The sequence below is a fragment of the Mitsuaria sp. MSU3D genome, assembly GCF_056867975.1.
Genome location: NZ_CP200314.1, coordinates 5,644,977 through 5,668,833 on the forward strand (window position 1 = coordinate 5,644,977; position 23,857 = coordinate 5,668,833).

Genomic DNA, 23,857 nt, shown 5'->3' on the forward strand with positions numbered 1-23,857 from the left:
TCAGATCCCCAGATACGCCGGCAGCTTCCCGTCGGCCGGCTTGACGGCCGCGAAGCGTGCGGCCAGCTTCGACTGCAGTGCCACTGGCAGCGGCGCGAAGCCGGTGCCGCGTGTCAGGTCGTCGCCGTGCATGAAGCACCAGTACAGGAAGCTCATCACCGGCGCCGCGCCGGCGCTGGTCGCGGGCGTCGCGTCGATCAGGATGAAGCTGGTCATCGTGATGGGCCAGCTCTCCGCGCCGTCGCGGTCCATCAGCGAAGCCAGGTCGTCGCCCTTGCGCGAGAGATCGCTGTTGGCGATCGCCGACTTGAAGCCGCTCTCGCCCGCCGCCACCCACTGGCCGGCGGCATTGCGCAGGCGCACGCCGTTGAGCTTGTCGCGCTGCACGCGGTCGTAGCTGACGTACGCGATCGTGCCGGGCGCCGCCTTCAGCGCCTTGGCCATGCCGTCGTTGCCTTCGGCGGCTTCGACGTCGCCGGGCCACTTCGGCTGCGCGTTCACGCCGATGTCTTTCGCGAAGGCCGTCGACACGGCGGCCAGATAGCGCGTGTAGCCCTCGGTCGTGCCGGACTTGTCGGCCCGCACGATGCGCTTGACCGGCAGCGCCGGCAACGCGACACCCGGATTCAGCGCGGCGATGCGGCCGTCGTTCCACTTCGCGACGCGGCCCATCATCAGCTCGGCGAGCAGGTCGCCGGTGAGTTGCAGGCGGCCCTCCGGCACGCCCGGCAAGTTGACCACCGGCACGATGCCGCCGACCAGCATCGGGATCTGCACGAGCTTGCGCTTGGCCAGTTCCTCCGCGGTCAGTGGCGAGTCGCTGCCGCCGAAGGCCACGCCGCGCGCGGTGATCTGCTTGACGCCGTCGCCCGAGCCGGTCGGCTTGTAGCTCACGGCCTGACCCTTGGCCTTCTCGTAGGCCGAGGCCCAACGGCCGTAGACCAGCGAGGGGAACGAGGCCCCGGCCCCCGCCAGCGCAGCGGTCTGCGCGAACAGGACCCGCGGTGCGCCGAAGGCGAGGGTGATGGGGAGGGCGGCGGTGAGTCGCAGCAAGGCACGACGCGGAAAGGCGGGACGAGAACAAGCGGGACGAGGAGAGGCGGGACGGGAGGCAGGCACGGCGGAAGCTCGGAAGAGGTAGTCGACAGCGGGGCGCATTCTAGTGAGCACGTTCTTCGCACGCCGTGATCGATGCCCGGTGGCGGCACTTGCGGGCGGATCCGGGGAGGTTGTTCCCACTTGCGGGCAAATCCCGATGCCGATTCCACTGCGCGCATCGGCGATTGCCATCTTTGCATGGGAGTTAAAGCTGAATTCATCGCGCCGCCGGAGCCGGAGGATTAAGCTTTGCGCCCCCCAGGCCCCATTACCGGGCGGTTACGAAGGCGCGATGTCGCGCCGCGAAGACCGACGACGACAGGGCGCCGGGCCTCATTCATCGCGACGGAGATTTGCATGACCGACAAGAACGACGACCTCGACCTGAGCCCGGCCGAGGCCGCACTGCGCGAGGCGGCGCGGGACTACCACCGCTTCCCGACGCGCGGCAAGATCGCCGTCACGCCGACCAAGCCGCTCGCCAACCAGCGCGACCTGTCGCTGGCCTACTCGCCGGGCGTCGCCTATCCCTGCCTCGACATCGAGCGCGACCCGTCGCTGGCCGCGGACTTCACCTCCCGTGGCAACCTGGTGGGCGTCATCACCAACGGCACCGCGGTGCTGGGCCTGGGCGACATCGGCCCGCTGGCCGCCAAGCCGGTGATGGAAGGCAAGGGCTGCCTGTTCAAGAAGTTCGCCGGCATCGACGTCTTCGACATCGAGCTCGCCGAGCGCGACCCGGACAAGCTGGTCGAGATCATCGCGGCGATGGAGCCCACGCTGGGCGGCATCAACCTCGAGGACATCAAGGCGCCCGAGTGCTTCTACATCGAGAAGCAGCTGAGCGCGCGGATGAACATCCCCGTCTTCCACGACGACCAGCACGGCACCGCGATCATCTCGAGCGCGGCGCTGCTCAACGGCCTGGAGCTCGTCGGCAAGGACATCGGCGCGGTGAAGGTGGCGGTGTCGGGCGCCGGCGCCGCGGCCATCGCCTGCCTGGACGTGATGGTCGGCCTGGGTGTGAAGCGCGAGAACGTCTTCGTCGTCGACTCCAAGGGCGTGGTCCAGAGCGAGCGCGCCGACGCCGGCAAACTTGACGAGTCCAAGCGCCGCTACTGCCAGATCACGTCGGCGCGCACGCTGGCCGACGTCGTCAAGGACGCGGACGTGTTCCTGGGCTGCTCGGCCGCCGGCGTGCTGACCGCCGAGATGGTCAAGACCATGGCGCGTCAGCCCATCATCCTGGCGCTGGCCAACCCCGAGCCGGAGATCCGTCCCGAGCTCGCGAAGGAAGCGCGCCCCGATTGCATCGTCGCGACCGGCCGCTCGGACTATCCGAACCAGGTCAACAACGTCCTGTGCTTCCCGTACATCTTCCGCGGCGCGCTGGACTGCGGCGCGACCAAGATCACCGAGGCGATGAAGCTCGCCTGCGTGCGCGAGATCGCCGAGCTGGCCAAGGCCGAGACGCCGCCGGAAGTCGCCGCCGCCTACGCGGGGCAAGACCTGGCCTTCGGTCCCGACTACATCATCCCCAAGCCCTTCGACAGCCGGCTGATCCTGCGCATCGCGCCGGCGGTGGCCAAGGCGGCCGAGGAGTCCGGCGTCGCCACGCGTCCGATCAAGGACATGGCCGCCTACCGCGAGCAACTCTCGCGCTTCGTCTATCAGACCGGCATGTTCATGCGCCCGGTCTTCGCCGAGGCGAAGGCCCATCCGGCCCGCGTCATCTACGCCGAGGGCGAGGATGAACGCGTGCTGCGCGCCGTGCAGGTGGCGCTCGACGAAGGCCTGGCCAAGCCCACGCTGATCGGCCGCCCCGAAGTCATCGCGATGCGCCTGAAGCGCGCCGGCCTGCGGATCAAGCTGGGCGAGGATGCCCTGGTGATCGACCCTGAGAACGACCACCGCTTCCGCCAGTACTGGGAGGCCTACCACCAGGTCATGGGCCGCAACGGCTTCACGCCGGAGATGGCCAAGTCGGCGGTGCGCCGCTCCAACACGACGATCGGCGCACTCGCGATCCAGCTCGGCGATGCCGACGCCATGATCTGCGGCACGGTGGGTCGCTTCGACTCGCACCTGGAGCACATCCAGAACCTGATCGGCCTGAAGCCGGAGGTTTCCAACTTCGCGACGATGAACGCGCTGATGCTGGAGCAGCGCACGCTCTTCATCGCCGACACCTTCGTCAACGAGGATCCGACCGCCGAGCAGCTTGCCGACATCGCCTGGCAGGCCGCCGAGGAACTGCAGCGCTTCGGCCTGCCGCCGAAGGTGGCGTTCCTGTCGCACTCGATGTTCGGCAGCAGCAAGCGCGCGTCGGCGGTCAAGATGCGTCGCGCCCGCGACCTGTTCGCCGCCGCCTACCCGAACATCGAATGCGACGGCGAAATGCACGGCGACGCGGCGCTGTCCGAGGACGTGCGCAACAACTTCCTGCCCGAATCGACGCTCTCCGGCTCCGCCAACCTGCTGGTGCTGCCGACGCTCGACGCCGCGAACATCCTGTTCAACGTGCTGAAGGTTGTCGGCGGCCAGGGCGTCACGGTGGGCCCGATCCTGCTGGGCGCCAAGCGTCCGGTGCACATCCTGACCCCGTCGGCCACGGTGCGCCGCATCGTCAACATGACGGCGCTGGCGGTGGCCGACGTCAAGGCCGCGAAGGCCTGATCTGATCCTTGCATGGAGGTGGCATGGCCACCCCCGGCGAGGAGGCCGAGCGAGGGCGCGCGGAGCGCGCTTCCATGACTGACTGGGCGCAGACTGTCTGAGGGCAGCGAGCCGAAGGTGAGCGGACCGAGTTGGGCGCCCCCTCGCGAGTACCGAGTCGCCGGGGGTGGTCATGCCACCGAGGCTCGGTCTCAGCGACCGAGGCTCGGTCTGAGCGACCGATGCCGTTGGAAACTGTGTCGTAACTCGTGGAAACTGTTCCGACGTCGTTCTTGCGGCTCATAATCGACCGCTGTAACTAAATTTCAGACAGAGACAAGACATGTCCCGTGCCACCAAGATCGTCGCCACCCTCGGTCCTGCTTCGTCGTCTCCCGAGGTCCTGGAAAAAATGATCCAGGCCGGCGTCGACGTGGTGCGGCTGAACTTCTCGCACGGCAAGGCGCAGGATCACATCGACCGTGCCCGCATGGTGCGCGAAGTGGCGGCGCGGGCTGGCCGGCAGGTCGCGATCATGGCCGACCTGCAGGGTCCGAAGATCCGTGTCGGCAAGTTCGAGAACGGCAAGATCGAGCTGGTGAACGGTACGCCCTTCGTGCTCGACGCTGACCGCACCGAGCCTGGCAACGAGATGGTCGTGGGCCTGGACTACAAGGAGCTGCCGCGCGACGTGAAGCCCGGCGACACGCTGCTGCTCAACGACGGCCTGCTGGTGCTGACGGTCGAGGCGGTGCGCGGCTCGCAGGTGCACACCGTCGTCAAGCAGGGCGGCGAGCTGTCCAACAACAAGGGCATCAACAAGCAGGGCGGCGGCCTGACGGCGCCTGCGCTGACCGGCAAGGACATGGAGGACATCAAGACCGCGATGTCCTTCCAGTGCGAGTACCTGGCGGTGAGCTTCCCCAAGAACGCCACCGACATGGAAATGGCCCGCCAGCTGGCCAACGTTGCCGGCGAGCCCTTCCGCCACAAGCCGGGGATGATTGCCAAGATCGAGCGCTACGAAGCGATCCCGCACCTGGAAGCGATCCTCAAGGCCTCCGACGGCATCATGGTCGCCCGCGGCGACCTGGCCGTGGAAGTCGGCAACGCCGCCGTGCCCGCGCTGCAGAAGCGCATGATCAAGATGGCGCTGGAGCTCGACAAGGTCTGCATCACCGCGACGCAGATGATGGAGTCGATGATCGTGAACCCGGTGCCGACTCGCGCCGAGGTGTCCGACGTCGCCAACGCCGTGCTCGACGGCACCGATGCCGTGATGCTGAGCGCCGAGACGGCCGCCGGCCGTTTCCCCGTCGAGACCATCCAGCAGATGGCCGCGATCGCGCTGGAGGCGGAGAACGCCGAGTTCGTGACGCTGGACACCGACTTCGCGAACCGCCAGTTCGGCCGCATCGACCAGTCGATCGCGATGGGCGCGCTGTTCACCGCGCACCACCTGGGCTGCAAGGCGATCGTGGCGCTGACGGAGTCCGGCTCCACCGCGCTGTGGATGAGCCGCCACCGCATCCACGTGCCGATCTACGCGTTGACCTCGCAGGTCCTGACGCTGCGCAAGATGGCGCTGTACCGCAACGTGACGCCGCTGCTGATGCCCAACTTCAACGATCGCGACGAGGCGCTCAAGGCTGCCGAGGACCTGCTGATCGAACGCGGCGTGCTGATGCCCGGCGACACCTATGCGATCACCTGCGGCGAGCCGATGGGCTACCCGGGCGGCACCAACATGCTGAAGGTCTGCCGCGTCGGTTGACGGGGCAGCGGACATCCGGAGCCGCGCCGTGACCCCGCTGCGCCGCCGCGATCTCCTGATCGTCGGCGCCGGCGCGACGATGACGGTCGGGACCGTGCTCGCGCAAGGTGGCGCGGGCGGCGTCGGCGGTGCCGGCGCCGATGCCGCTCCAGGGGTCGTCGTGGACGGCCGGGAGCCGGTCCGGCTCGCGATCAGCGAGCAGACGCACAAGCCCTTCGTCCTGCCGCTGCTCAAGCAGATCGCCGAGGCGGCCGACCTGCAATGGGAATTGCTGCTGCTGCCCTGGCCGCGCGCGCTGCTGGGCGCGCAACTCGGTCAGCACCTGGTCTTCGGGCTGTCGCGCAGCCCTGCGCGGGACAGGCTGTTCGCGTACAGCCAGCCGGCCTTCGTGAGCCGCGGCTGGCTGGTCGTGCCGAAGGCGAAGCCGATCCGGTTCGACAAGCTCGAAGACCTGCGCGGCCGCGCGCTGTGCGTGCCGCGCGGCTCGACCTACGGCGCCGCGTTCGAGGAGGCGCGCCAGCAGCAGCTGTTCCGCGTCGAGGGCGGCGGCAACGATCTCGGGGGCCGCGTGCGCATGCTGACGGCGGGGCGCTGCGACGCGATGCTCGCGACCCACCGCGGCAGCGCTGCCGCGCTGGAGCGGCGGCTGCGCGCGCTGCGCAACGGGGCGCAGTTCCTGGTCCTGCCCAAGCCTGTGGTGGAAGAGGGCATCCTGTTCGGCGCCGCCAAGGGCAGCGAACCCGCCGCATTGCTGCCGCGTCTGGACGACGCGATCGCCCGCAGGCGAGCCGCGATCCAGGCCTTGGTCGACAGCGATCTCTGAGCGCGGTTCCTGGACGGCGGACTGGACGCCGCGGCGCCGGCGAAGCGGCGCGCGCGGCGTTGTGGCCGGCCTCAGGCGTTGCGCGCGGCCTGCACCAGCGCGGCGATGCGCGGTGTCATGTTCAGGGGCACGAGTTCCACTTCCTGGTGCGCGCGCGCGAAGACGCGGAACAGCTCGTCCGCGAAGGCGTGGCCCACATCGGTGACGCCGTCGAAGTCCACCTCCGCCCGCTTGAACTGCGGCAGCCGCGCCGCCACGCGCCTGGCCTGGGCGCGCGAGTCCAGCATCTGCCCCGCGACGACCACCAGGTTCAGCATCACCCGCGTCTGGTCGAAGGCGATGCCGGTGCCGTCGACGCTCCACTGCTCGAGCACCTGCTCCAGCGTGCGCGTGCTGTCCAGCGACATCGCCATGTAGATCGAGCTGCCCTGGCGCGGCAGGCCCTTGCCGTCCTTCCACGCGTTGCCTTCCCAGGCGCGGCGCTGGAACGCCTTGCCGTTGGCGTGGATGTCGAAGACGTCCGCCAGCTGCGAGCTGAAGAACAGCCCGCGCCCGGTGTGCGCCTGCGGCTGCGTCGTCAGCCGGCCCTTGCTGAGCTCCAGCATCGCGTGGCGCGCATCGGTCAGCTCATAGGTGTCGCGGATCTTGTCGAAGACGCCGCAGCCGTCGTCCGACACCAGCAGCTGGGCGTGCGTCGGCGTCTGGCGCAGCGACACGGTGACGCTGGTGCCGCCGCTGTGGTCGATGGCGTTGTTCACCAGCTCGGTGAAGCCGTGCTGGATCATCCGCGCGACGTGGCGCGGCAGCGCGAAATGGGGCGCGTAGTCGCGCTGCCAGACCACGTCCTCCATCAGGCCGTGCAGCGTGTAGCTGCGCGCCACCTGCCGCAGCGCGCCGGGTCCGAACACCGGCCGGCGGGCGGTGCCGGAGCGCGTCAGCCAGTGGGCGTCGACCAGCCGGCGCAGCGCGGCCAACGTGGCGCGGTGGCTGGCCCCGGTGCGTTCTTCGACGAAGGCGGGGAGGTCGAGCGAGTGCTCATTGGCGGCGGCGGTGATCCAGAGCGTCAGCTGATCGATCGCGAGGCGGGTCATGAAGTTCCTGGAAGCGGCGGTCGCGCGGGCGGTCCTCGCCGCCGGCGGCGGGGCAAGGCACGGCGCTTGCTCCGACGGGGCGGGACGCCCGGGCGACAGCCTACCGGCCGCTTCCGCCGCCGCGCAAGCGCACAGACCCCTGTCCGGGGGGAGTGCGCTTGCGCGGATGCGGTCTGCGCCCGCGACAGTCCCCGGGACGGCGGCGCCGGCGGCCCTGACGGGTGCTGGTATGGCACCAGTTCAGGGGGAGCCCCAGGTTCGTTACAGAGCCGGTCATGGGGGCTGGCTAGAATCCCGACCAGTTACGGCGCGGTTACGGCGAGGTTCGGCGCTGGCCCGCGGCCCAGGATTTTTCACTATCTCGGAGAACTCTCATGGCACTCGTCTCGATGCGCCAGCTGCTGGATCACGCAGCCGAACAGGGCTACGGCATTCCAGCGTTCAACGTCAACAACCTGGAGCAGGTGCAGGCCGTGATGGCCGCCGCCGACGAGGTCGGCGCCCCGGTGATCCTGCAGGCCAGCGCCGGCGCCCGGAAGTACGCTGGTGAAGCCTTCATCAAGCACCTGATCCAGGCCGCGGTCGAGGCCTACCCGCACATCCCGCTGGTGATGCACCAGGACCACGGCACCAGCCCGAAGATCTGCGAAGGCGCGATCAACCTGGGCTTCGGCTCGGTGATGATGGACGGCTCGCTGATGGACGACGGCAAGACGCCCGCCAGCTTCGACTACAACGTGGACGTGACCCGCCGCGTCGTCGAGATGGCGCACAAGGTCGGCGTCACCGTCGAGGGCGAACTGGGCTGCCTGGGCAACCTGGAAACCGGCGACGCGGGCGAGGAAGACGGCATCGGCGCCGACGTCAAGCTGGACCACAGCCAGATGCTGACCGACCCGGAAGAGGCCGCGGTCTTCGTCAAGGCGACGCAGCTGGACGCGCTGGCCATCGCCATCGGCACCAGCCACGGCGCCTACAAGTTCTCGCGCAAGCCCACCGGCGACATCCTGGCGATCTCGCGGGTCAAGGAGATCCACAAGCGCATCCCCAACACCCATCTGGTGATGCACGGCTCGTCGAGCGTGCCGCAGGAACTGCTGGCGATCATCAACCAGTACGGCGGCCAGATGAAGGAGACCTTCGGCGTGCCCGTCGAGGAGATCCAGGAAGCGATCAAGCACGGCGTGCGCAAGATCAACATCGACACCGACATCCGTCTGGCGATGACCGGCGCGGTGCGCAAGTTCCTGTTCGAGAACCCGGACAAGTTCGACGCCCGCGAATGGCTGAAGCCGGCCCGCGAGGCCGCCAAGCTGGTCTGCAAGGCGCGTTACCTGGAGTTCGGCTGCGAAGGCCAGGCCCCGAAGATCAAGCCGCGCAGCCTGGTCGACGTGGCCGCCGCCTACGAGCGCGGCGAGCTGGCGCAGGTCGTCCAGTAAGCGCCTGACGCAAGCGCGTTGAACCGAACCGGACCGGCCTCGCGCCGGTCCTTTCACATCCGCCCTCGTCTTTCGGAGCCCGGCCATGGCGCACGCTTTCACCTACGGCACGCTGATGTGGCCGGACATCATGGCCCGCGTCTGCGGTCCCGACGCCGAGCCGGCCGCGACGCCCGTATCGGCCACGCTGGCCGACCACGCGCGCCATCCGGTCCGCGGTCACGACTACCCCGCGATGATCCCGGCGACCGGCCACCATGTCGTCGGCCGGCTCTACCTCGACGTGCCCGACGCCGCGTGGGAGCGACTGGACCGCTTCGAGGGCGACGACTACGAACGCCACGAGGTGCTGGTGACGCTGGCCGACGGCAGTTGGCGGCGGGCCTGGACCTACCTGTTCAAGCCGGCGCTTGTCGCGTCGCTGGACGACGGCGATTGGGACGAGGCGCGCTTCGAGCGCGAGGGGAAGGCGCGCTTCGTGTCGCGCTACGTCGGATTCACGTCGATCTGAAGCGCATGAAAGCGGATGACGGCGGCGCCCTGGGGCGGGTGGGGTTCCCACGCCGCCTCTAGAATCCCCGCTTTGCTGTTCCGACCGACTGCACACCCATGACCGCCGCCCTGCACACCTCGTCGATCACCTCCCTTCCTCTCATCGCACGCGGCAAGGTGCGCGAGAACTACGCGGTCGGCGAAGACCGCATCCTGATGATCGCGTCGGACCGCATCTCGGCCTTCGACGTCATCATGAGCGAGCCCATCCCGGGCAAGGGCGCGCTGCTGACGAAGATGGCGCTGTTCTGGTTCGACAAGCTGGACGGCATCGTTCCCAACCACCTGACCGGCGACGATCCGCTGTCGGTGGTGACGGAGGCCGAGAAGGCGCAGGTCCGCGACCGCGCGATGCTGGTCAAGCGCCTGAAGCCGCTGCCGATCGAGGCGGTGGTGCGCGGGTACCTGGCCGGCAGCGGCTGGTCCGAATACAAGGCCAGCGGCAAGGTCTGCGGTGTCGAGCTGCCCGCCGGCCTGCAGAATGCGAGCAAGCTGCCGCAGCCGATCTTCACGCCCGCGACCAAGGCGGAGATGGGCGACCACGACGAGAACATCGATTTCGAGCGCTGCGCGCAGATCATCGGCCGCGAGATGGCCGAGCGCGTGCGCGACATCGCGATCCAGCTGTACCAGCGCGCCGCGGACATCGCGCTGACCAAGGGCATCATCATCGCGGACACCAAGTTCGAGTTCGGCCTCGACGCCGACGGCACCCTGACGCTGATGGACGAGGTGCTGACCCCCGATTCCTCGCGCTACTGGCCGGCGGAAAGCTACGCGGTCGGCAGCAACCCGCCGAGCTACGACAAGCAGTTCCTGCGCGACTGGCTGGAGCAGGCGACCGTGGACGGCCAGCCCTGGGGCAAGGTCGCGCCGCCGCCGGCGCTGCCCGAGGACGTGATCGTCAACACGTCCGCGAAGTACCAGGAAGCGCTCGAACGGCTGACACGCTGAGGCCGGCATGCACGACGCTTCAGCCCCGCCTTCCGCCGCCGCCGCCCCCCAGGTGATCAAGTCCCGGCTGCTGAAGCAGCTGGAGAAGGACATCGCCGCCGCGACCTCGCCGATGGCCTCGGCGGCCGCACGGGCCAAGCGCGCGATGCTGCTGGCGCGGCACGGCGCCGTGGCCGAGGCGCGCGAGGCGTTGACGGCGCTGCATCAGCTCTCCTTCCAGCACCCGCATCCGGAGATCGGGGCCTGGCTGCACATGGCCGAAGGCCTGATGAGCTACTACAACGGCTTCGTCGCGCAGCAGGCCTGGGACCGCATCCAGCGGGCGCACACGATCGCCGGCACCTCGCCCGCGCTGGTCGAGGTGCGCGTGCTGGCCTCGGCCTGGCTGGCGCAGCTGGCCTTCATCCGCCACGACCCCGCGGCGCTGGTCGAGCATGCGAAGCGCTGCCTCGACGAGGCGCTGCCCGAGCACAACGTGGCGCTGGCGCGCGTGGCCATGGCGATGGGCGTGGGCTGGCATTACGCCGGCGACATCGAAGCCGCGCAGCGCTGGTACATCCGCGCGCGGCGCCACGCGTCGGTCGAGGGGGACGACGCGTCGCTGTCCGCGCTGATGTTCAACATGGCCGGCATGCGTGCGTCGCAGCTGCGGCGCGAGAGCCTGTCGGGCCTGGCGCCGCGCGGTCCCGAACTGCTGCTGACGGTGGACTCGATGCACCACTTCGACGAGGCGGTCGGCGCGCAGATGATGGCGGAGCTCACGCCGGTGCTGCGCGCGCAGGTGCTGACGATGCAGGGTGGCTTCGACGAGGCCAGACGCCTCTACGAGGAGCACCTGCCGCAGGCGATGTCGCTGGGGCTGGAGCGCCTGGGCAGCAGCCTGCTGTCGGACCTGGCCTGGTGCCGGGCCAACCTCGGACAGCACGAGCACGCGCTGCACCAGGCGCGCGAGGCCGAGATCGAACTCGATCCCGATTGCGAGCTCGACGACCGCGCGATCACGCACAGCCGGCTGGCGCAGACCTTCCAGCTGCTCGGCGAGACGGCGGACGCGGACCGCCACCAGGCGCTGGCGGACGAGGCGTGGCGACAGTTCGCCGAACAGCAGCAGCAATGGCGTGAGCTGATCGCGGCAAGCGCGCTTCAGGCCTGAGCGGGCCGTCCCCGCGCACTCAGCGCGGGGACGCGAAGCGCTTCGCGATGAAGCGCCAGATCATCGCCGTCGCGTCCGGGCCGTTGGGATCGCTGAACGGCTCCTTCGCGGGCCCGCCGCTCCAGGCATGCGCGAGGCCGTCGATCTCGACGAGCGTCGCCGCGACGGCGCTTCCGCGCTTGAAGTCGACGATCGTCATCGGCAGCCGCTTGCCGCGTTGCACCCGACGGTCCTGCACCGTCGCCGCTCCGGCGGCCAGTGCCCACTGGCGCGCGGCCTCGAACGCATTCGGTGTCGCCACGATGCGGTCCTGATTGCCTTGGATGACGAGCAACGGCGGCCAGGCCGCACCGCCGTCCACCGCGGCCGCCTCCGCCTGGCCGCGCATGGCACGCAGCGCCGTCGTTGCTGAGCTCGCCAGTCCCGGAGGTACGCCCGAATGCATCGCGATGGCGCGGAAGCGCTCCGGATGCAGTGTCGCCAGCAAGGCGGCCATGCCCGCGCCGGCGGACAGTCCCACCAGCGCGACGCGCTCGCGATCGGCGCCGTGGAGTGCACAGACCTGATCGATGGCGGCGAGGATCAGCGCGGCCTCCCCCTGCGCGCGGCCGGACTCGGTGTCGAACCAGTTCCAGCAGCGCTGCGGATTGGCGAGCCGGCTCTGCTCCGGATAAAGCACCAGCAAGCGCTCACGCGCCGCGAGCCGGTTCATCCGCGTGCTGCGCGCGAAGCCGGCCGGATCCTGGCCGCAGCCGTGCAGCATCACGATCAGCGGTGGACGTTCGCCCGGCGTGAGGCCCGTGGGCCGGAACAGCTTGAAGCGCCGCATGCCCGCCCGCGCGGTCGCCAGCCCGGACAGCCAGTCCCCGAGACCGGGCGATGGATGCGGCGGCGTCTTCTTCAGGCCGGGCATCACATCAGGCGCGGCGCTGCGGGCGGCCTTGGTCGCTGCGCGCATGACCTGGCCCGTCACGGCGCGCAGGCCCTTGTTCCAGGCCTTGCGCAGGGCGGCGGTGGACGAGCGTTTGGGCATCGAGGGGGAGGGTGGACCGACACATTCTGAGGCCTGACGGTGTCGGTGCTCTTCCTCATACCCCTTGAAACAACGATGAAGGGCTGCAATGCCCCATGGATCCTGGGTGTTCTCGAATTGCACGCACACCGATTGCCGCAGGTCGCGCCATGATCGCCCCCATGTCACCGACCCGCTGGTCCCTGCAAGACCTGGACCTCTCCCGCATCGAGCCTGCGCGCGTGCGCGAGCACGATGCGCTCTTCCTGCTGGTCTGCAGCGCCTCGTTCATCGAGAGCGGCAGCGACATGTACACGCGCAACCTGATCGAGCATTTCGCCGACGATGCCGAGGTCGGCGCCTGGCTGCGCGACCACTGGGAGCCGGAGGAACTGCAGCACGGCGCCGCGCTGAAGGCCTATGTGCGGCACGTGTGGCCGGGTTTCGACTGGGAATCGGCCTATGCCGGCTTCTTCGAGGAGTACGCGCGGCTGTGCACCATGGACGAGCTCGAGCCCACGCGCGGCCAGGAGATGGTGGCGCGCTGCATCGTCGAGATGGGCACGACGACCTACTACCAGGCCTTGCACGAGGCCACGGACGAGCCTGTGCTGCGCGACCTGTTCTGGCGCATCCGCTGCGACGAGGTGCAGCATTACAAGAACTTCTTCGCCTTCTTCCGCAAGTACCGCGAGATCGAGGGCCTTCACCGCGGACAGGTGCTGGCCGCGCTTGTGCGTCGCGCGTTGGAACTGCGTAAGGAAGACGCTTCGATCGCGTTGAGGCACGCGGTCAACGGGCGCCTGCGCACCGGCGGTGTGGACGGCGGGCCCGCGCCCATCGCCAATGCCGAGCAATTGACGAAGGACGCCATCCAACTCGTCAGTGCGAATCTGCCGATGGGCCTGGCCGTGCGCATGACGCTGAAGCCGCTGCTGCTGCGGCCCGGCGTGCAGCGCGTCGTCGAGCGTCCCCTCGCCGCGCTCGGCCGCCGTGTGCTGCTGACCTGATCCCGCCCCCCGCCCCCCGCGGCAGATGCAGATGCCAAGGCCCGCATGCCTGGGCCTCACTGGGGCCGGAATGGGGCTTGGGGGTCCTGGAGGGATCCCCCATGCCCCGTGGAGAGCCCGCGCTTGGCGTTGCGCAGTCATTCCCGCGCCAGGCCTCGCGCAGTCGCTCCCGTGATCAACGCCGCAAGCGTTCCACCGCCAGATCGATGAACGCCCGCACCTTGCGCGACGCCCGCAGCCCTTGATGCTGCAGCGCTTGCACGGGCACGGCCGGTGGCGCGAACTTCGCGAGCACCTCCACGAGTTCGCCGGACGCGAGTTGCGTGTCGACCATGTAAGACAGCACGCGCGTGATCCCGAGTCCTTCAGTCGCGGCCAGGATCGCATGGTCGTTGCTGTTGGTGGCCAGCCGGGCCCGCACGGCGACCGCGACGCTCGGTGCGTCAACACCTGACCCCTCGCGGAATTTCCATTCCGTTCCCGGCTCCACGCCGAGCGCCGAGATCACTGTGTGCTTCGCGAGATCCGTCGGCTTTTTCGGCGTCCCGTTCTGCTTGAGATACGCCGGCGACGCGCACACCACGCGACGCACCGTCGCGAGCGGTGTCGCATGGAAGGACGCATCGGGCAGGTCGCCGATGCGGATCGCGACATCGACATCCTCGTTGAGCAGGTTGACGTTGCGATCGAGGAAGCGGCACTCGACCTCGGTCTCCGGATAACGCTTCAGGTAGTCGAGCACGACCTCGTTGAGCTTGAGCCGCCCATACATCACCGACGCGCTGACGACGAGCTTCCCGCGCACCGCGCCGTGGGATCCGCTGGCTGCCTGCTCGATGTCCTGCAACTCGCCGAGCACCCGGCGGCAGTCCTGCGCATAGCGCTCGCCGACCTCGGTGACCTTGACGACGCGCGTCGTGCGTACCAGCAGCCGCACGTTCATCGCGGCCTCGAGCTCGCTCACCGCGCGCGTGACGACCGGCGCGGACACGCCGAGCCGCCGAGCCGCCGCGGAGAAACCGCCGTCCTGGACGACGGCCACGAAGATCGCCATGGCATCGAGCTTGTCCATATCGTTTCTGATCCAGAAAGAGTCATTTCCCCGGCGCGCCGATTCTCTCCGCGGGGCATGAAGGCCACCATTCGTTCACCTTCAACCCACCGGAGAACTTCCATGAGCCGCATCCACGTCGTCGAGTCGTCCACCGCCACGCCCGAGCAGAAGGCACTGCTGGACGCGATCCAGGGCCAGCTTGGCATGGTCCCCAACTTTCTCAAGGTCTTCGCCAATTCGACCACGGCGCTGCAGGCCTTCCTCGGCCTGTACGGCGTCGCCAACGGCGGCAGCCTCGATCCACTGGATCGTGAGCGCATCGCGCTGGCGTTGGCGCAGCAGAACGGTTGCCAGTATTGCGTCTCGGCGCACACGGCGATCGGCCGCAAGACGGGACTGTCCGCCGAAGAGATCGCCGCCGCCCGCGCCGGCACCAGCGACGACGACACCTCCGCCGCGATCCTGAAGTTTGCGCAGAGCCTGATGGAGAAGCGCGGCGAGATCTCCGCGCTGGAGCTGACCCAGGTCCGCGCCGCCGGTGTCGACGAGGCGCAGATCGTCGAGATCATCACGCACGTCGGCATGAACTTCCTGACCAACATCCTGGGCAAGGCCAGCCTGGTCGAGATCGACTTCCCGAGCGTGAAGCTCGAACTGCCGGCGGCGGCGTAAGCGGCGCCGCTCGCGCCGAACGTCGGCCACCGCCCTCGCCACGGCCATTGCCGCTGCCATCGCCATCGCGACAGCCGTCGTCATCGTCATCCTCATCGGGAGCTCATCATGGGACGCGCCTATTCCGACATCACGTTCACGCCGACGGTTCGCGAGGTCCAGTCGGAGCGGGGGAGTCGCGAGCAGTACGCGTTCCTCGACACGATGAGCGACCGCGGCGATGTGCTGACGCCGCGCGAGTCGCAGTTCCTCGCCGACGCCGATCACTTCTTCCAGGCCACCGTCAGCGAGACCGGCTGGCCCTACGTGCAGCATCGCGGCGGACCGAAGGGCTTCCTCAAGGTGCTGGACGCGAAGACGATCGGCTTCGCGGACTTCCGCGGCAACGTGCAGTATCTGAGCGTGGGCAATCTGCGGAAGGACGATCGGATCTCGATGATCGTCGTCGACTATCCGAATCGGCGCCGGCTGAAGTTGCTCGGTCGCGTGGAGCTGGTCGAGGCGGGCGACAGCGCGCAGGGCGACGCGGCGATCGCCGCCGTGAGCGACCCGGCCTACGGCGCGACGGTCGAGCGCGCCTTCCTCATCCGCATCGAAGGCTGGGACTGGAACTGCCCGCAGCACATCACGCCGCGCTTCACGGAGGCCGAGGTCGCGACGCTGATGGCGCCGATGCGCGCGCAGGTGCAGAAGCTGAAGACGCAGTTGAGCGAAGCCAAGGCGGCCATCGTCGCGAGTGCGGAGCCCGCCAGGCCGGTTGAGCCGCTCGCGCTCGGCGACGGCCCGCTCGCGCTGACGATCAGCGGCGTGCGTCAGCTGACGCCGTCGGTGCGCGCGTATGAGCTGCGATCCGCCGACGGCTCTTCGCTGCCGGCGGTCGTCGCGGGCGCCCACCTCGATGTGCCGGTGCGGCTGGCTGATGGCACGCTGTCGACGCGCAGCTATTCGATCGCGTCGAGCCCGCATCGCACCGATGCCTACGAGATCGCCGTGCTGCACGAGCCCGAGGGCAAGGGCGGGTCGGCGGCCGTGCATCAGGACTTCGCGCTCGGTGTCCGTCTGAACTGCGGGCTGCCGAGCAACGCGTTCGCGCTGGTGGACGTGCCACACAAGGCCGTCCTGATCGCCGGCGGCATCGGCATCACGCCGATCAAGGCGATGGCCCACGCGCTCGCCGCGCGGGGCGAGGCCTTCGAGCTGCATTACGCGGTCCGATCCCGCGCGGAGGCACCGTTCCTCGGTCAGCTGATCGAGGCATTCGGCGATCGCGTCAAGGTGCATGCGAAGGACGCGGGCGATCGCCTCGATGTCGCGACGCTGATGCTCACCCTCGGCGAGTCCGATCACGTCTATGTCTGCGGCCCGTCCCGCCTGATCGACGCCGTCTCGGCGGCCGCCGCATCCGCCGGCGTCCCCACCGGACGCGTGCACTTCGAGAAGTTCAGCGTCGACACCGCCAGGCCCGACGACCGCGCGTTCGTCGTCCACCTCGTCCGCAGCGGCAGGGACATCGTCGTCCCCGCCAACCGGTCCATCCTCGAGGCCGCGGAGGCGCAGGGCGTCCGGGTGCCGGCGTCGTGTCGCATCGGGAACTGCGGCACCTGCGCGACGCGTGTCGTCGCCGGCACGCCCGAGCATCGCGACGAGGTGCTCACCGACGCGCAGAAGACGGAGCAGCAGCTGATGTGCGTCTGCGTGTCGCGGACCGCCGGCGAGGCGCTGACGCTCGACCTCTGACCCGCCGACTCCGCAGATCGCACGCCGGGCCAGTTCCCCGCCGCCTTTGGAGGGCGCTGCCAACAGCGCCCTGTTGATCCCCCGAGGGTCCGCTCCTACAGTCCGCTCGTCCGACGGCTCCCCCGGTCGTCGCGCGCGCAGGAGCACCCCGATGAATCTTTCCCGATGGGCGGTCCCCGCCTCCTACTTCAGCATGGTGCTGGGCCTGACGGGCCTGGGCAACGGCTGGCGCGTGGCGGCGCGCCTGTGGGGCTTCCCTGCCTGGATCGGCGAGTGCGTGATGGCGATCGCCGTGGCGGTGTGGGCGGTGCTGCTGATCCGATTCGCGATCAAGTGGATCGCGGTCCGCGAGGCGGCGAAGGCCGAGGCCGCGCATCCGATCCAGTGCTGCTTCATCGCCCTGGTGCCGGTGGCGACGATGCTCGCCGGCATCGGCGTGCTGCCGCATGCGCACGGCGTGGGGACGGTGCTGATCCTCGCGGGCGCGGTGGCGTCGCTGCTCTTCGGGCTGTGGCGCCACGGCGGGCAATGGCGCGGGGGGCGCGACGACAAGGCCACGACGCCGGTGCTCTACCTGCCGACGGTCGGCGCCAACCTGGTGTCCGCGATCGGGATGTCGGCGCTCGGCTGGCCGACCTGGGGCCAGCTGTTCTTCGGCGCCGGGGTGCTGGCCTGGATCGTCCAGGAGTCCATCATCCTGGGCCGCCTGCTGACCGTCGAGGCGATGCCCCTGGCGCTGCGGCCGACGGTCGGCATCCAGATGGCGCCGCCCGCGGTCTCGCTGCTGGCCTACGCCGCGGTCACCGTCGGTCCGCCGGACGTGTTCGCCCGCATGCTGCTGGGCTACGCGATCGTGCAGGCCCTGATGGTGCTGCGGCTGATGCCGTGGATCCGGCAGCCGTTCACGCTGTCGTACTGGGCCTTCACCTTCGGCGCGACGGCGATCTCCACCGGCACCATGCGCTTCGCCGAGCGCGGCGACGATCCGATCTTCACGACGCTCGCGCCGGTGCTCTTCGCGATGAGCAACGTCGTCATCGTCGGCCTGTCGATCGCGTCGGTGCTGTGGGCGCTGCGCGCGAAGCCGGCCCCAGCGCCGGCGACGGCCACGCCGTCCGGCGGCACGCCGACGCGCTGAGCCACGGGCTCGCCGCGCCGGTCGTCTGACTCAGCGCCGGTCGTCGAAAGGCGCGAACACCTCCGCGACCCAGTCGACGAACAGCCGCAGCTTCGCGCTCAGGTGCCGCGACGCCGGGTAGACCACATGCAGCGGATGGCGCGGCCGGGTCCAGTCGTCGAGGACCGTGCGCAGCGCGCCGGTCTCCAGATGCGGCGCCGCCGCGAAGCGGAAGGTCTGTCCCAGCCCCGCACCCGACAGCAGCGTGCTGAGATGCGCGGTGCTCTCGTTGACGGCCATCACCGCCTCGCCGGCGATCAACAGGTGTTCGTCGCCGCGGTGGAACTCCAGCGGAAACGCCCGGCCCGTCAGCGACGAGAAGTAGCCTGCGATCGCATGTCCGGGCACGCGGGCGCGATCCTCGGGTCCATGGGTCCGCGCGATCAACTCGGATGGATGCTTGGGGACACCGCGCGCCTTCAGGTAGACCGGGCTCGCGCAGGTGACCCAGTCGAGGTCGGCGATGCGGCGCGCCACCGGCGTGTTGTCCGCCAGCTCGCCGCCGCGGATCACGCAGTCGACGCCTTCGCCGATGAGGTCGACGGGCCGGTCGCTGACGCCCAGGTCCACGTGCAGCTCGGGATGGCGCGCGCGGAAGTCGGGCAGGGCGGGGATCAGGATCATGTTCGCCAGCACCGAGCCGATGTCCACGCGCAGCCGGCCGCGCGCCTGCGCGCGTGATCGGGCGGCCAGCTCATCCATCTCCGCGAGGTCGTCGATCAGGCGCCGGGCGCGCTCGTAGTACGCGGCGCCTTCGGGCGTCACGCTGACGCGCCGCGTCGTGCGCTGCAGCAGCCGCGTGCCGAGGTGGCGCTCCAGGTCCTGCACCAGCTTCGTCACGGTCGGACGCGGGATGTTCATCGCGTCCGCGGCCTTCGAGAACGCGCCCGATTCGGCGATGCGCACGAAGACGCGCAGGGCAAGCAACTGGTCCATCGAAGGGCTCTCTCGTTCGTGTTGGCGCGTCGATGCGCGCAGACGTCGACGCTTGAATGGCTCAATTATTCAGGATCTGGAAAAAAGAAGTCGTGATCGACGACTTTATTCGACGAGGACGAATTCTTAAGCTTCGCTCACCTCTTCACCACTTCCTGAATGGAGCGAAACATGAGCAAGCAACTTGAAGGCAAGGTCGCGGTCGTGACCGGCGGCACCACCGGCATCGGCCTGGCGGCGGCGAAGGCCTTCGCGTCGGAAGGCGCGGTCGTCTACATCACCGGTCGTCGCAAGCCGGAGCTCGACGCCGCGGTGGCGGCGATCGGCACGAACGCGATCGGCGTGCAGGCGGACTCGACGAAGCTGTCCGATCTCGACCGGCTGTACGCCGAGGTTGGCGAGCGCCATGGCCGCCTGGACGTGCTCTACGCCAATGCCGGCGGCGGCACCATGGCCCCGCTGGGCGAGCTGACCGAGCAGCACGTCGACGAGACCTTCGAGCGCAACGTCAAGGGCGTGATCTTCACCGTGCAGAAGGCGCTGCCGCTGCTGGACAAGGCGAGCCACGGCGCGTCGGTGATCCTGGCCGGATCGACGACGAGCTCGATGGGCACGGCCAACTTCAGCATCTACAGCGCGACGAAGGCGGCGGTGCGCAACCTGGCGCGCAGCTGGATCCTGGACCTGAAGGGCCGTGCCATCCGCATCAACACGCTGTCCCCGGGCCCGATCCACACGCCGGGTCTGGTGGAGCTGGCCGGCCCCGATCCGGCCAACCAGCAGGGCCTGCTGGACTACCTGACCTCGCAGCTGCCGATCGGCCGCATCGGCCAGCCGGAGGACATCGCGAAGGCGGCGGTCTACCTGGCCTCGGACGCCTCGTCCTTCGTCACCGGCATCGAGCTGTTCGTCGACGGCGGGATGGTGCAGGCCTGAGCCGCGACGGGGCGGACCGCGCGGCCGCGCCGCGCCCGGTCCGCGGCGCTCACGCCGGTGTGGCGCGGCGCGTCAGATCTTGGATTCCCACGGTCGTGACAGCCGCACCGCCCCGTTGATGATGCCCACCATCGAGTAGGTTTGCGGGAAGTTGCCCCAGAGCTCGCCGGTGACCGGGTGGGTGTCCTCGGACAGCAGGCCGAGGTGGTTGCGCGAGGCGAGCAGCGCCTCGAACAACTCCCGTGCCTGCTCGACGCGTCCGATGCGCGCGAGCGCATCGATGCGCCAGAACGCGCAGATGTTGAACGAGGTCTCGGGCTTGCCGAAGTCGTCGGGCGCCTCGTAGCGGCGCATGTAGGGGCCGTCGCAGAGCGAGGCCTCCAAGGCATCGACGGTCTTGATGAAGCGCGGATCCATCGGATCGATGAAGCCGACCTCGGTCATCAGCAGCACGCTGGCGTCGAGGTCCTTGCCGCCGAAGCTCTCGACGAAGGCCTGGCGCTGTTCGCTCCAGGCGTTGTCGAGGATCTTCTGCTTGATCAGCGCGGCGCGTTCCGTCCAGAGCGCGGCGCGCTCCGGCAGGTCGAGCACGTTGGCGATCTTGGCCAGGCGGTCGCAGGCGGCCCAGTTCATCAGCACCGACGAGGTGTGGACGCGGGCCCGCGTGCGCAGCTCCCACATGCTGGCGTCGGGCTTGTCGTGGATGGCGAAGGCCTGCTCCCCGGCGCGTTCCAGCAGCGCGAACTCGTCGATGCCGGCGCGCTGGTGCAGGCGGTGGTCGAAGAAGGACTGCGCCGAGCCCAGCACGATGTTGCCGTAGACGTCGTGCTGGAAATGCTCGTAGGCCTGGTTGCCGGCGCGCACCGGGCCCATGCCGCGGTAGCCGCGCAGGTGCGGGACCATGTACTCGGTCAGCTTGGCCTCCAGCCCGATGCCGTAGAGCGGCTGCACGTGGCCGTCCTTGGACTGGCCGATGATGTTGCGCATCCAGCGCAGGTAGTCCTCCATCGTGCCGGTCTCGGACAGGCTGTTGAGCGCGCGCACGACGAAGAACGCGTCGCGCAGCCAGCAGTAGCGGTAGTCCCAGTTGCGCTGCGTGTGCGGGGCCTCGGGCACGCTGGTGGTCATCGCGGCGACGATGGCGCCGGTCTCCTCGAAGAGGCACATCTTCAGCGTGATCGCGGCGCGGATCACGGCCTCCTGCCATTCGAGCGGGATGGCCAGACGGCGCGTCCAGTCGCGCCAGTAGCTGATGGTCTTTTCCTCGAGCAGCCGGGCGGTGTCCTCGACCGCGCGGTCCAGCGTCTCGTCGGGGCCGAAGATGAAGCTCATCGGCATGTCCAGCGCGAAGGGCGTCTCTTCCTGCACGTAGGTGAGCGGCGCGTTGGTGGTCAGGCGGATGGTGCCTTCCGGGCCGACGAAGCGCAGGTGGTTGCTGCCGCGGGTGCGGGCCGGGTGGGCGGAACCCCACTGGATGACGGGACGCAGGATGACGCGGATGCGCGGATGACCCTGGATCGGGCGCATGCGCCGCACCAGCATCATGGGCCGGTAGGGCCGGTCGTTGAGGAAGAAGCGCGGCATGAAATCGGTGATCTCGATGCCGTTGCCGTGCGTGTCGTAGAGGCGGGTGCGCAGCACGGCGGTGCCGTGGTCGTAGGACTGCTCGCTGCGGGAAAAATCTTCCAGCTCGATCTGGAAGGTGCCGTCAGGACCGATGCCGTCCGGAGAGTCGATGAGCGCGTGGAAGACGGGATCGCCGTCGAAGCGCGGGGCGCAGCACCAGACGACGCGGGCGCGGTCGTCGATCAATGCGCTGACGGCGCAGTTGCCGACGAGGCCCAGTTTCAGAGAGGCGGCTTCCATCGGTCCTCCTTTTGTTCGTCGTTCTTGCGATGTTGCACGGACGGGAACCGGGCAGGAGGCAAAGACCGTTCCCGTGAAGGGGGAGGCGGCCACCACGAGGGCGGTAGGCGATGGAAACAGAATGTGGACGGCCTGGAATCAGGCCTCGGCCTCTCCGGTGGAGGCGATCAGGCTGTCGCGCAATGCCGCGATGCTCTTCTGCACGCGGGCGAACTCGTCGGGCGACAGACCGGTGGCGGCCAGCAGCGGGGAATTCAATTCCACCGCCTTGTCGCGCAGCTTGCGGCCGCTGCGGGTCAGGCGCACGCGGACGATGCGCTCGTCCGCCGAGTCGCGCTGCCGCTCGACGTAACCCATCGCCTCGAGCTTCTTGAGCATCGGCGTCAGGGTGTTGGACTCGAGGAACAGCTTGGCCCCGAGGCTGCCGACGGTCTGGTCGTCCTCCTCGGCGAGGGCGACCACGGCGATGTACTGCGTGTAGGTGAGTCCGAGCTGGTCCAGCATCGGCTTGTACGCCCGGCCGAAAGCCAGGTTGGCCGAGTACACGGCGAAGCACAGGTACTCGGCGAGCGGGAACGCCTCGACAGGCGGCTTCTTGGCTGCGGACATCGAAATCCCTCGTGGTCGGATGCGTGGACGCGGCGCGTCCATCGCATGCGACTTTATCGTGCCTTCGATGTCCATGAATGACGCATGCGTATTGATCGCATGCGACATATGTGGGCAGCGAAGTCGACTCAGGCCGTGGTCACCGTCAACGCCACGTCGATGTTGCCGTGCACCGCCTTGGAGTAGGGGCAGGTCTGGTCCGCTTCGCGGGCCAGCGCCTCGGCGACTTCCTGATTGAGGCCGGGCAGCCGCACGTTCAGGCGGGCCTGCAGGAAGTAGGCGTTGCCGGTCATGCCGAGGTCCACCTCGATGTCGACGGCCATGTCGTCGGGCAGGGTCAGCTTGCGGGCGCTGGCGGCCAGGCCGATCGCGCCGGTGTAGCAGGCCGACCAAGCGCCGGCGAAGAGTTGTTCCGCGGTCGGATGGGGCACGATGGCGTCGAACTGGTGCGTCGGTGCGCCGGGGGCGGTCAAGGTCATGTTCACCTTGTAGTCGTGACGGCTGGCCTTGGAGCCGCCGCCCGCCACTTGCGTGTGGGTCTTGCCGGTCAGGAGGACTTTGTCGATCTTGGTCATGATGGATTCCTAGAAGTCAGGAGAGGCTGAGGGAAGTTGGACTGTCTATCGGATGCGCTTCAATCGCATGCGATGGAATTAATGTAGTTGAGGCGAGGAGGAACGTCAAGCGCCGAGATGCCGCGTGCCGATCCGGCGTGCGGCGATCTCCGACGGACTACTTGAATTTCATTTCCTGCAGCAGCATCGAGCTGCCGATCTCGCGGAACTCGAAGCGGTTGCCCGACTCCTTCTGCAGCTGCGCGTCGGTCTTCTTGCGCCAGGCGAGGTACTCGTCATTGCGCTTCTCGCCTTCGGGTCCGGTGGCGATGCGGTCGGTCATCAGGATCAGGTAGAGGTCGGGCTCGCCCTTGCGCGGGTAGGCGTTGCTCAGCAGCAGGTAGCCCTTGATCCAGCCCTTGGACTTGGCGAACTCCTGGTCGGCCTTCCACTCCTTGGCGAGGAACTCCGCGTAGGTCAACGCGGCGCCGTCCTTGAGGTGCACGCCGGTGACTTCCCAGTAGTCGCCCATCGCGAGGGGCCAGTCGCCGGCCGTTGCGGTTATCGGCGCGGTCAACGCGGCGGTGCAGGCGCTGAGCGCGAGCAGCGCCTTCACGAGTGTCTTCTTCATGTTGTTGCCTCCAGGCCGCCCCGGGGCGGGGCCAGGAAACTTAGGCGATGGGGATCGAAAGCTCTGCCCCTAACTTCGCAACGCGGTCGCGAGTTAACCTGTCTTTCACGGCTACCTCATCAAG

General features: G+C 68.8%; 21 protein-coding genes. 12 read left to right on the forward strand and 9 right to left on the reverse strand.

Annotated elements, in window-relative coordinates; all coding sequences use genetic code 11:
- Entirely contained in the window at positions 1 to 1,053 is a 1,053-nt protein-coding gene (gene pstS, locus AC1VNM_RS24920; RefSeq protein WP_483108674.1) for a phosphate ABC transporter substrate-binding protein PstS, read from the reverse strand.
- A 402-nt stretch (positions 1,054 to 1,455) separates the two neighbouring features.
- On the opposite strand from pstS, the gene AC1VNM_RS24925 reads away from it, so the two are divergent.
- From AC1VNM_RS24925 to AC1VNM_RS24935, 3 genes are all read left to right on the forward strand, one after another.
- Complete coding sequence (locus AC1VNM_RS24925) at positions 1,456 to 3,774, forward strand: NADP-dependent malic enzyme (RefSeq protein ID WP_377158045.1); 2,319 nt, start codon at positions 1,456 to 1,458, stop codon at positions 3,772 to 3,774.
- A gap of 322 nt (positions 3,775 to 4,096) precedes the next feature.
- The gene (gene pyk, locus AC1VNM_RS24930) at positions 4,097 to 5,527 is read left to right on the forward strand and encodes a pyruvate kinase (protein ID WP_431101438.1); all 1,431 of its coding nucleotides are present in this window, start codon (positions 4,097 to 4,099) and stop codon (positions 5,525 to 5,527) included.
- Positions 5,528 to 5,555: 28 nt separating this feature from the next.
- Complete coding sequence (locus AC1VNM_RS24935; RefSeq protein WP_483108675.1) at positions 5,556 to 6,350, forward strand: substrate-binding periplasmic protein; 795 nt, start codon at positions 5,556 to 5,558, stop codon at positions 6,348 to 6,350.
- Between the two features lie 71 nt (positions 6,351 to 6,421).
- Here AC1VNM_RS24935 and AC1VNM_RS24940 read toward each other — a convergent pair whose 3' ends face one another.
- Entirely contained in the window at positions 6,422 to 7,441 is a 1,020-nt protein-coding gene (locus AC1VNM_RS24940; protein ID WP_431101440.1) for an ATP-binding protein, read from the reverse strand.
- Between the two features lie 374 nt (positions 7,442 to 7,815).
- Between AC1VNM_RS24940 and fba the strand changes: the two genes are divergently transcribed.
- From fba to AC1VNM_RS24960, 4 genes are all read left to right on the forward strand, one after another.
- The gene (fba, locus tag AC1VNM_RS24945; RefSeq protein WP_377158039.1) at positions 7,816 to 8,880 is read left to right on the forward strand and encodes a class II fructose-bisphosphate aldolase; all 1,065 of its coding nucleotides are present in this window, start codon (positions 7,816 to 7,818) and stop codon (positions 8,878 to 8,880) included.
- An 85-nt stretch (positions 8,881 to 8,965) separates the two neighbouring features.
- A complete protein-coding gene (locus AC1VNM_RS24950; protein ID WP_377158037.1) occupies positions 8,966 to 9,391 on the forward strand; it encodes a gamma-glutamylcyclotransferase family protein in 426 nt (141 codons plus the stop codon).
- 98 nt (positions 9,392 to 9,489) lie between these two features.
- Positions 9,490 to 10,386 carry a phosphoribosylaminoimidazolesuccinocarboxamide synthase gene (locus tag AC1VNM_RS24955; protein WP_431101442.1) on the forward strand — a complete coding sequence of 299 codons (897 nt, stop codon included), beginning with the start codon at positions 9,490 to 9,492 and terminating at the stop codon, positions 10,384 to 10,386.
- A 7-nt stretch (positions 10,387 to 10,393) separates the two neighbouring features.
- Positions 10,394 to 11,539: a hypothetical protein gene (locus AC1VNM_RS24960; RefSeq protein ID WP_483108676.1), complete on the forward strand. Its 1,146-nt coding sequence runs from the start codon at positions 10,394 to 10,396 to the stop codon at positions 11,537 to 11,539.
- A 19-nt stretch (positions 11,540 to 11,558) separates the two neighbouring features.
- On the opposite strand, the gene AC1VNM_RS24965 is transcribed toward AC1VNM_RS24960, so the two are convergent.
- Complete coding sequence (locus tag AC1VNM_RS24965) at positions 11,559 to 12,572, reverse strand: extracellular catalytic domain type 1 short-chain-length polyhydroxyalkanoate depolymerase (protein ID WP_483108677.1); 1,014 nt, start codon at positions 12,570 to 12,572, stop codon at positions 11,559 to 11,561.
- A gap of 161 nt (positions 12,573 to 12,733) precedes the next feature.
- On the opposite strand from AC1VNM_RS24965, the gene AC1VNM_RS24970 reads away from it, so the two are divergent.
- Entirely contained in the window at positions 12,734 to 13,561 is an 828-nt protein-coding gene (locus AC1VNM_RS24970; RefSeq protein WP_483108678.1) for a ferritin-like domain-containing protein, read from the forward strand.
- 175 nt (positions 13,562 to 13,736) lie between these two features.
- On the opposite strand, the gene AC1VNM_RS24975 is transcribed toward AC1VNM_RS24970, so the two are convergent.
- Positions 13,737 to 14,633, reverse strand: a complete 897-nt coding sequence (locus AC1VNM_RS24975) for a LysR family transcriptional regulator (protein WP_483108679.1) — start codon at positions 14,631 to 14,633, stop codon at positions 13,737 to 13,739.
- Between the two features lie 102 nt (positions 14,634 to 14,735).
- Here AC1VNM_RS24975 and AC1VNM_RS24980 point away from each other — a divergent pair, with 102 nt between their 5' ends.
- The 3 genes from AC1VNM_RS24980 (at position 14,736) to tehA (ending at position 18,162) form a co-directional block, all read left to right on the forward strand.
- Positions 14,736 to 15,287: a carboxymuconolactone decarboxylase family protein gene (locus AC1VNM_RS24980; protein WP_377158028.1), complete on the forward strand. Its 552-nt coding sequence runs from the start codon at positions 14,736 to 14,738 to the stop codon at positions 15,285 to 15,287.
- Between the two features lie 108 nt (positions 15,288 to 15,395).
- Positions 15,396 to 17,024 carry a 2Fe-2S iron-sulfur cluster-binding protein gene (locus AC1VNM_RS24985; protein WP_483108680.1) on the forward strand — a complete coding sequence of 543 codons (1,629 nt, stop codon included), beginning with the start codon at positions 15,396 to 15,398 and terminating at the stop codon, positions 17,022 to 17,024.
- Positions 17,025 to 17,175: 151 nt separating this feature from the next.
- Positions 17,176 to 18,162: a dicarboxylate transporter/tellurite-resistance protein TehA gene (gene tehA, locus AC1VNM_RS24990; protein ID WP_483108681.1), complete on the forward strand. Its 987-nt coding sequence runs from the start codon at positions 17,176 to 17,178 to the stop codon at positions 18,160 to 18,162.
- A gap of 30 nt (positions 18,163 to 18,192) precedes the next feature.
- Here tehA and AC1VNM_RS24995 read toward each other — a convergent pair whose 3' ends face one another.
- A complete protein-coding gene (locus tag AC1VNM_RS24995) occupies positions 18,193 to 19,137 on the reverse strand; it encodes a LysR substrate-binding domain-containing protein (RefSeq protein WP_483108682.1) in 945 nt (314 codons plus the stop codon).
- A 171-nt stretch (positions 19,138 to 19,308) separates the two neighbouring features.
- On the opposite strand from AC1VNM_RS24995, the gene AC1VNM_RS25000 reads away from it, so the two are divergent.
- A complete protein-coding gene (locus tag AC1VNM_RS25000; RefSeq protein ID WP_483108683.1) occupies positions 19,309 to 20,073 on the forward strand; it encodes an SDR family NAD(P)-dependent oxidoreductase in 765 nt (254 codons plus the stop codon).
- Between the two features lie 72 nt (positions 20,074 to 20,145).
- On the opposite strand, the gene AC1VNM_RS25005 is transcribed toward AC1VNM_RS25000, so the two are convergent.
- The 4 genes from AC1VNM_RS25005 to AC1VNM_RS25020 all read right to left on the reverse strand — a co-directional run bounded on the left by AC1VNM_RS25005 (position 20,146) and on the right by AC1VNM_RS25020 (position 23,733).
- Positions 20,146 to 21,939, reverse strand: a complete 1,794-nt coding sequence (locus AC1VNM_RS25005; protein ID WP_431101452.1) for a glycoside hydrolase family 15 protein — start codon at positions 21,937 to 21,939, stop codon at positions 20,146 to 20,148.
- 138 nt (positions 21,940 to 22,077) lie between these two features.
- Entirely contained in the window at positions 22,078 to 22,548 is a 471-nt protein-coding gene (locus AC1VNM_RS25010) for a MarR family winged helix-turn-helix transcriptional regulator (RefSeq protein ID WP_377158018.1), read from the reverse strand.
- A gap of 128 nt (positions 22,549 to 22,676) precedes the next feature.
- A complete protein-coding gene (locus AC1VNM_RS25015) occupies positions 22,677 to 23,123 on the reverse strand; it encodes an Ohr family peroxiredoxin (RefSeq protein WP_483108684.1) in 447 nt (148 codons plus the stop codon).
- 157 nt (positions 23,124 to 23,280) lie between these two features.
- A complete protein-coding gene (locus AC1VNM_RS25020; RefSeq protein WP_483108685.1) occupies positions 23,281 to 23,733 on the reverse strand; it encodes a hypothetical protein in 453 nt (150 codons plus the stop codon).
- Positions 23,734 to 23,857 lie beyond the last annotated feature (124 nt).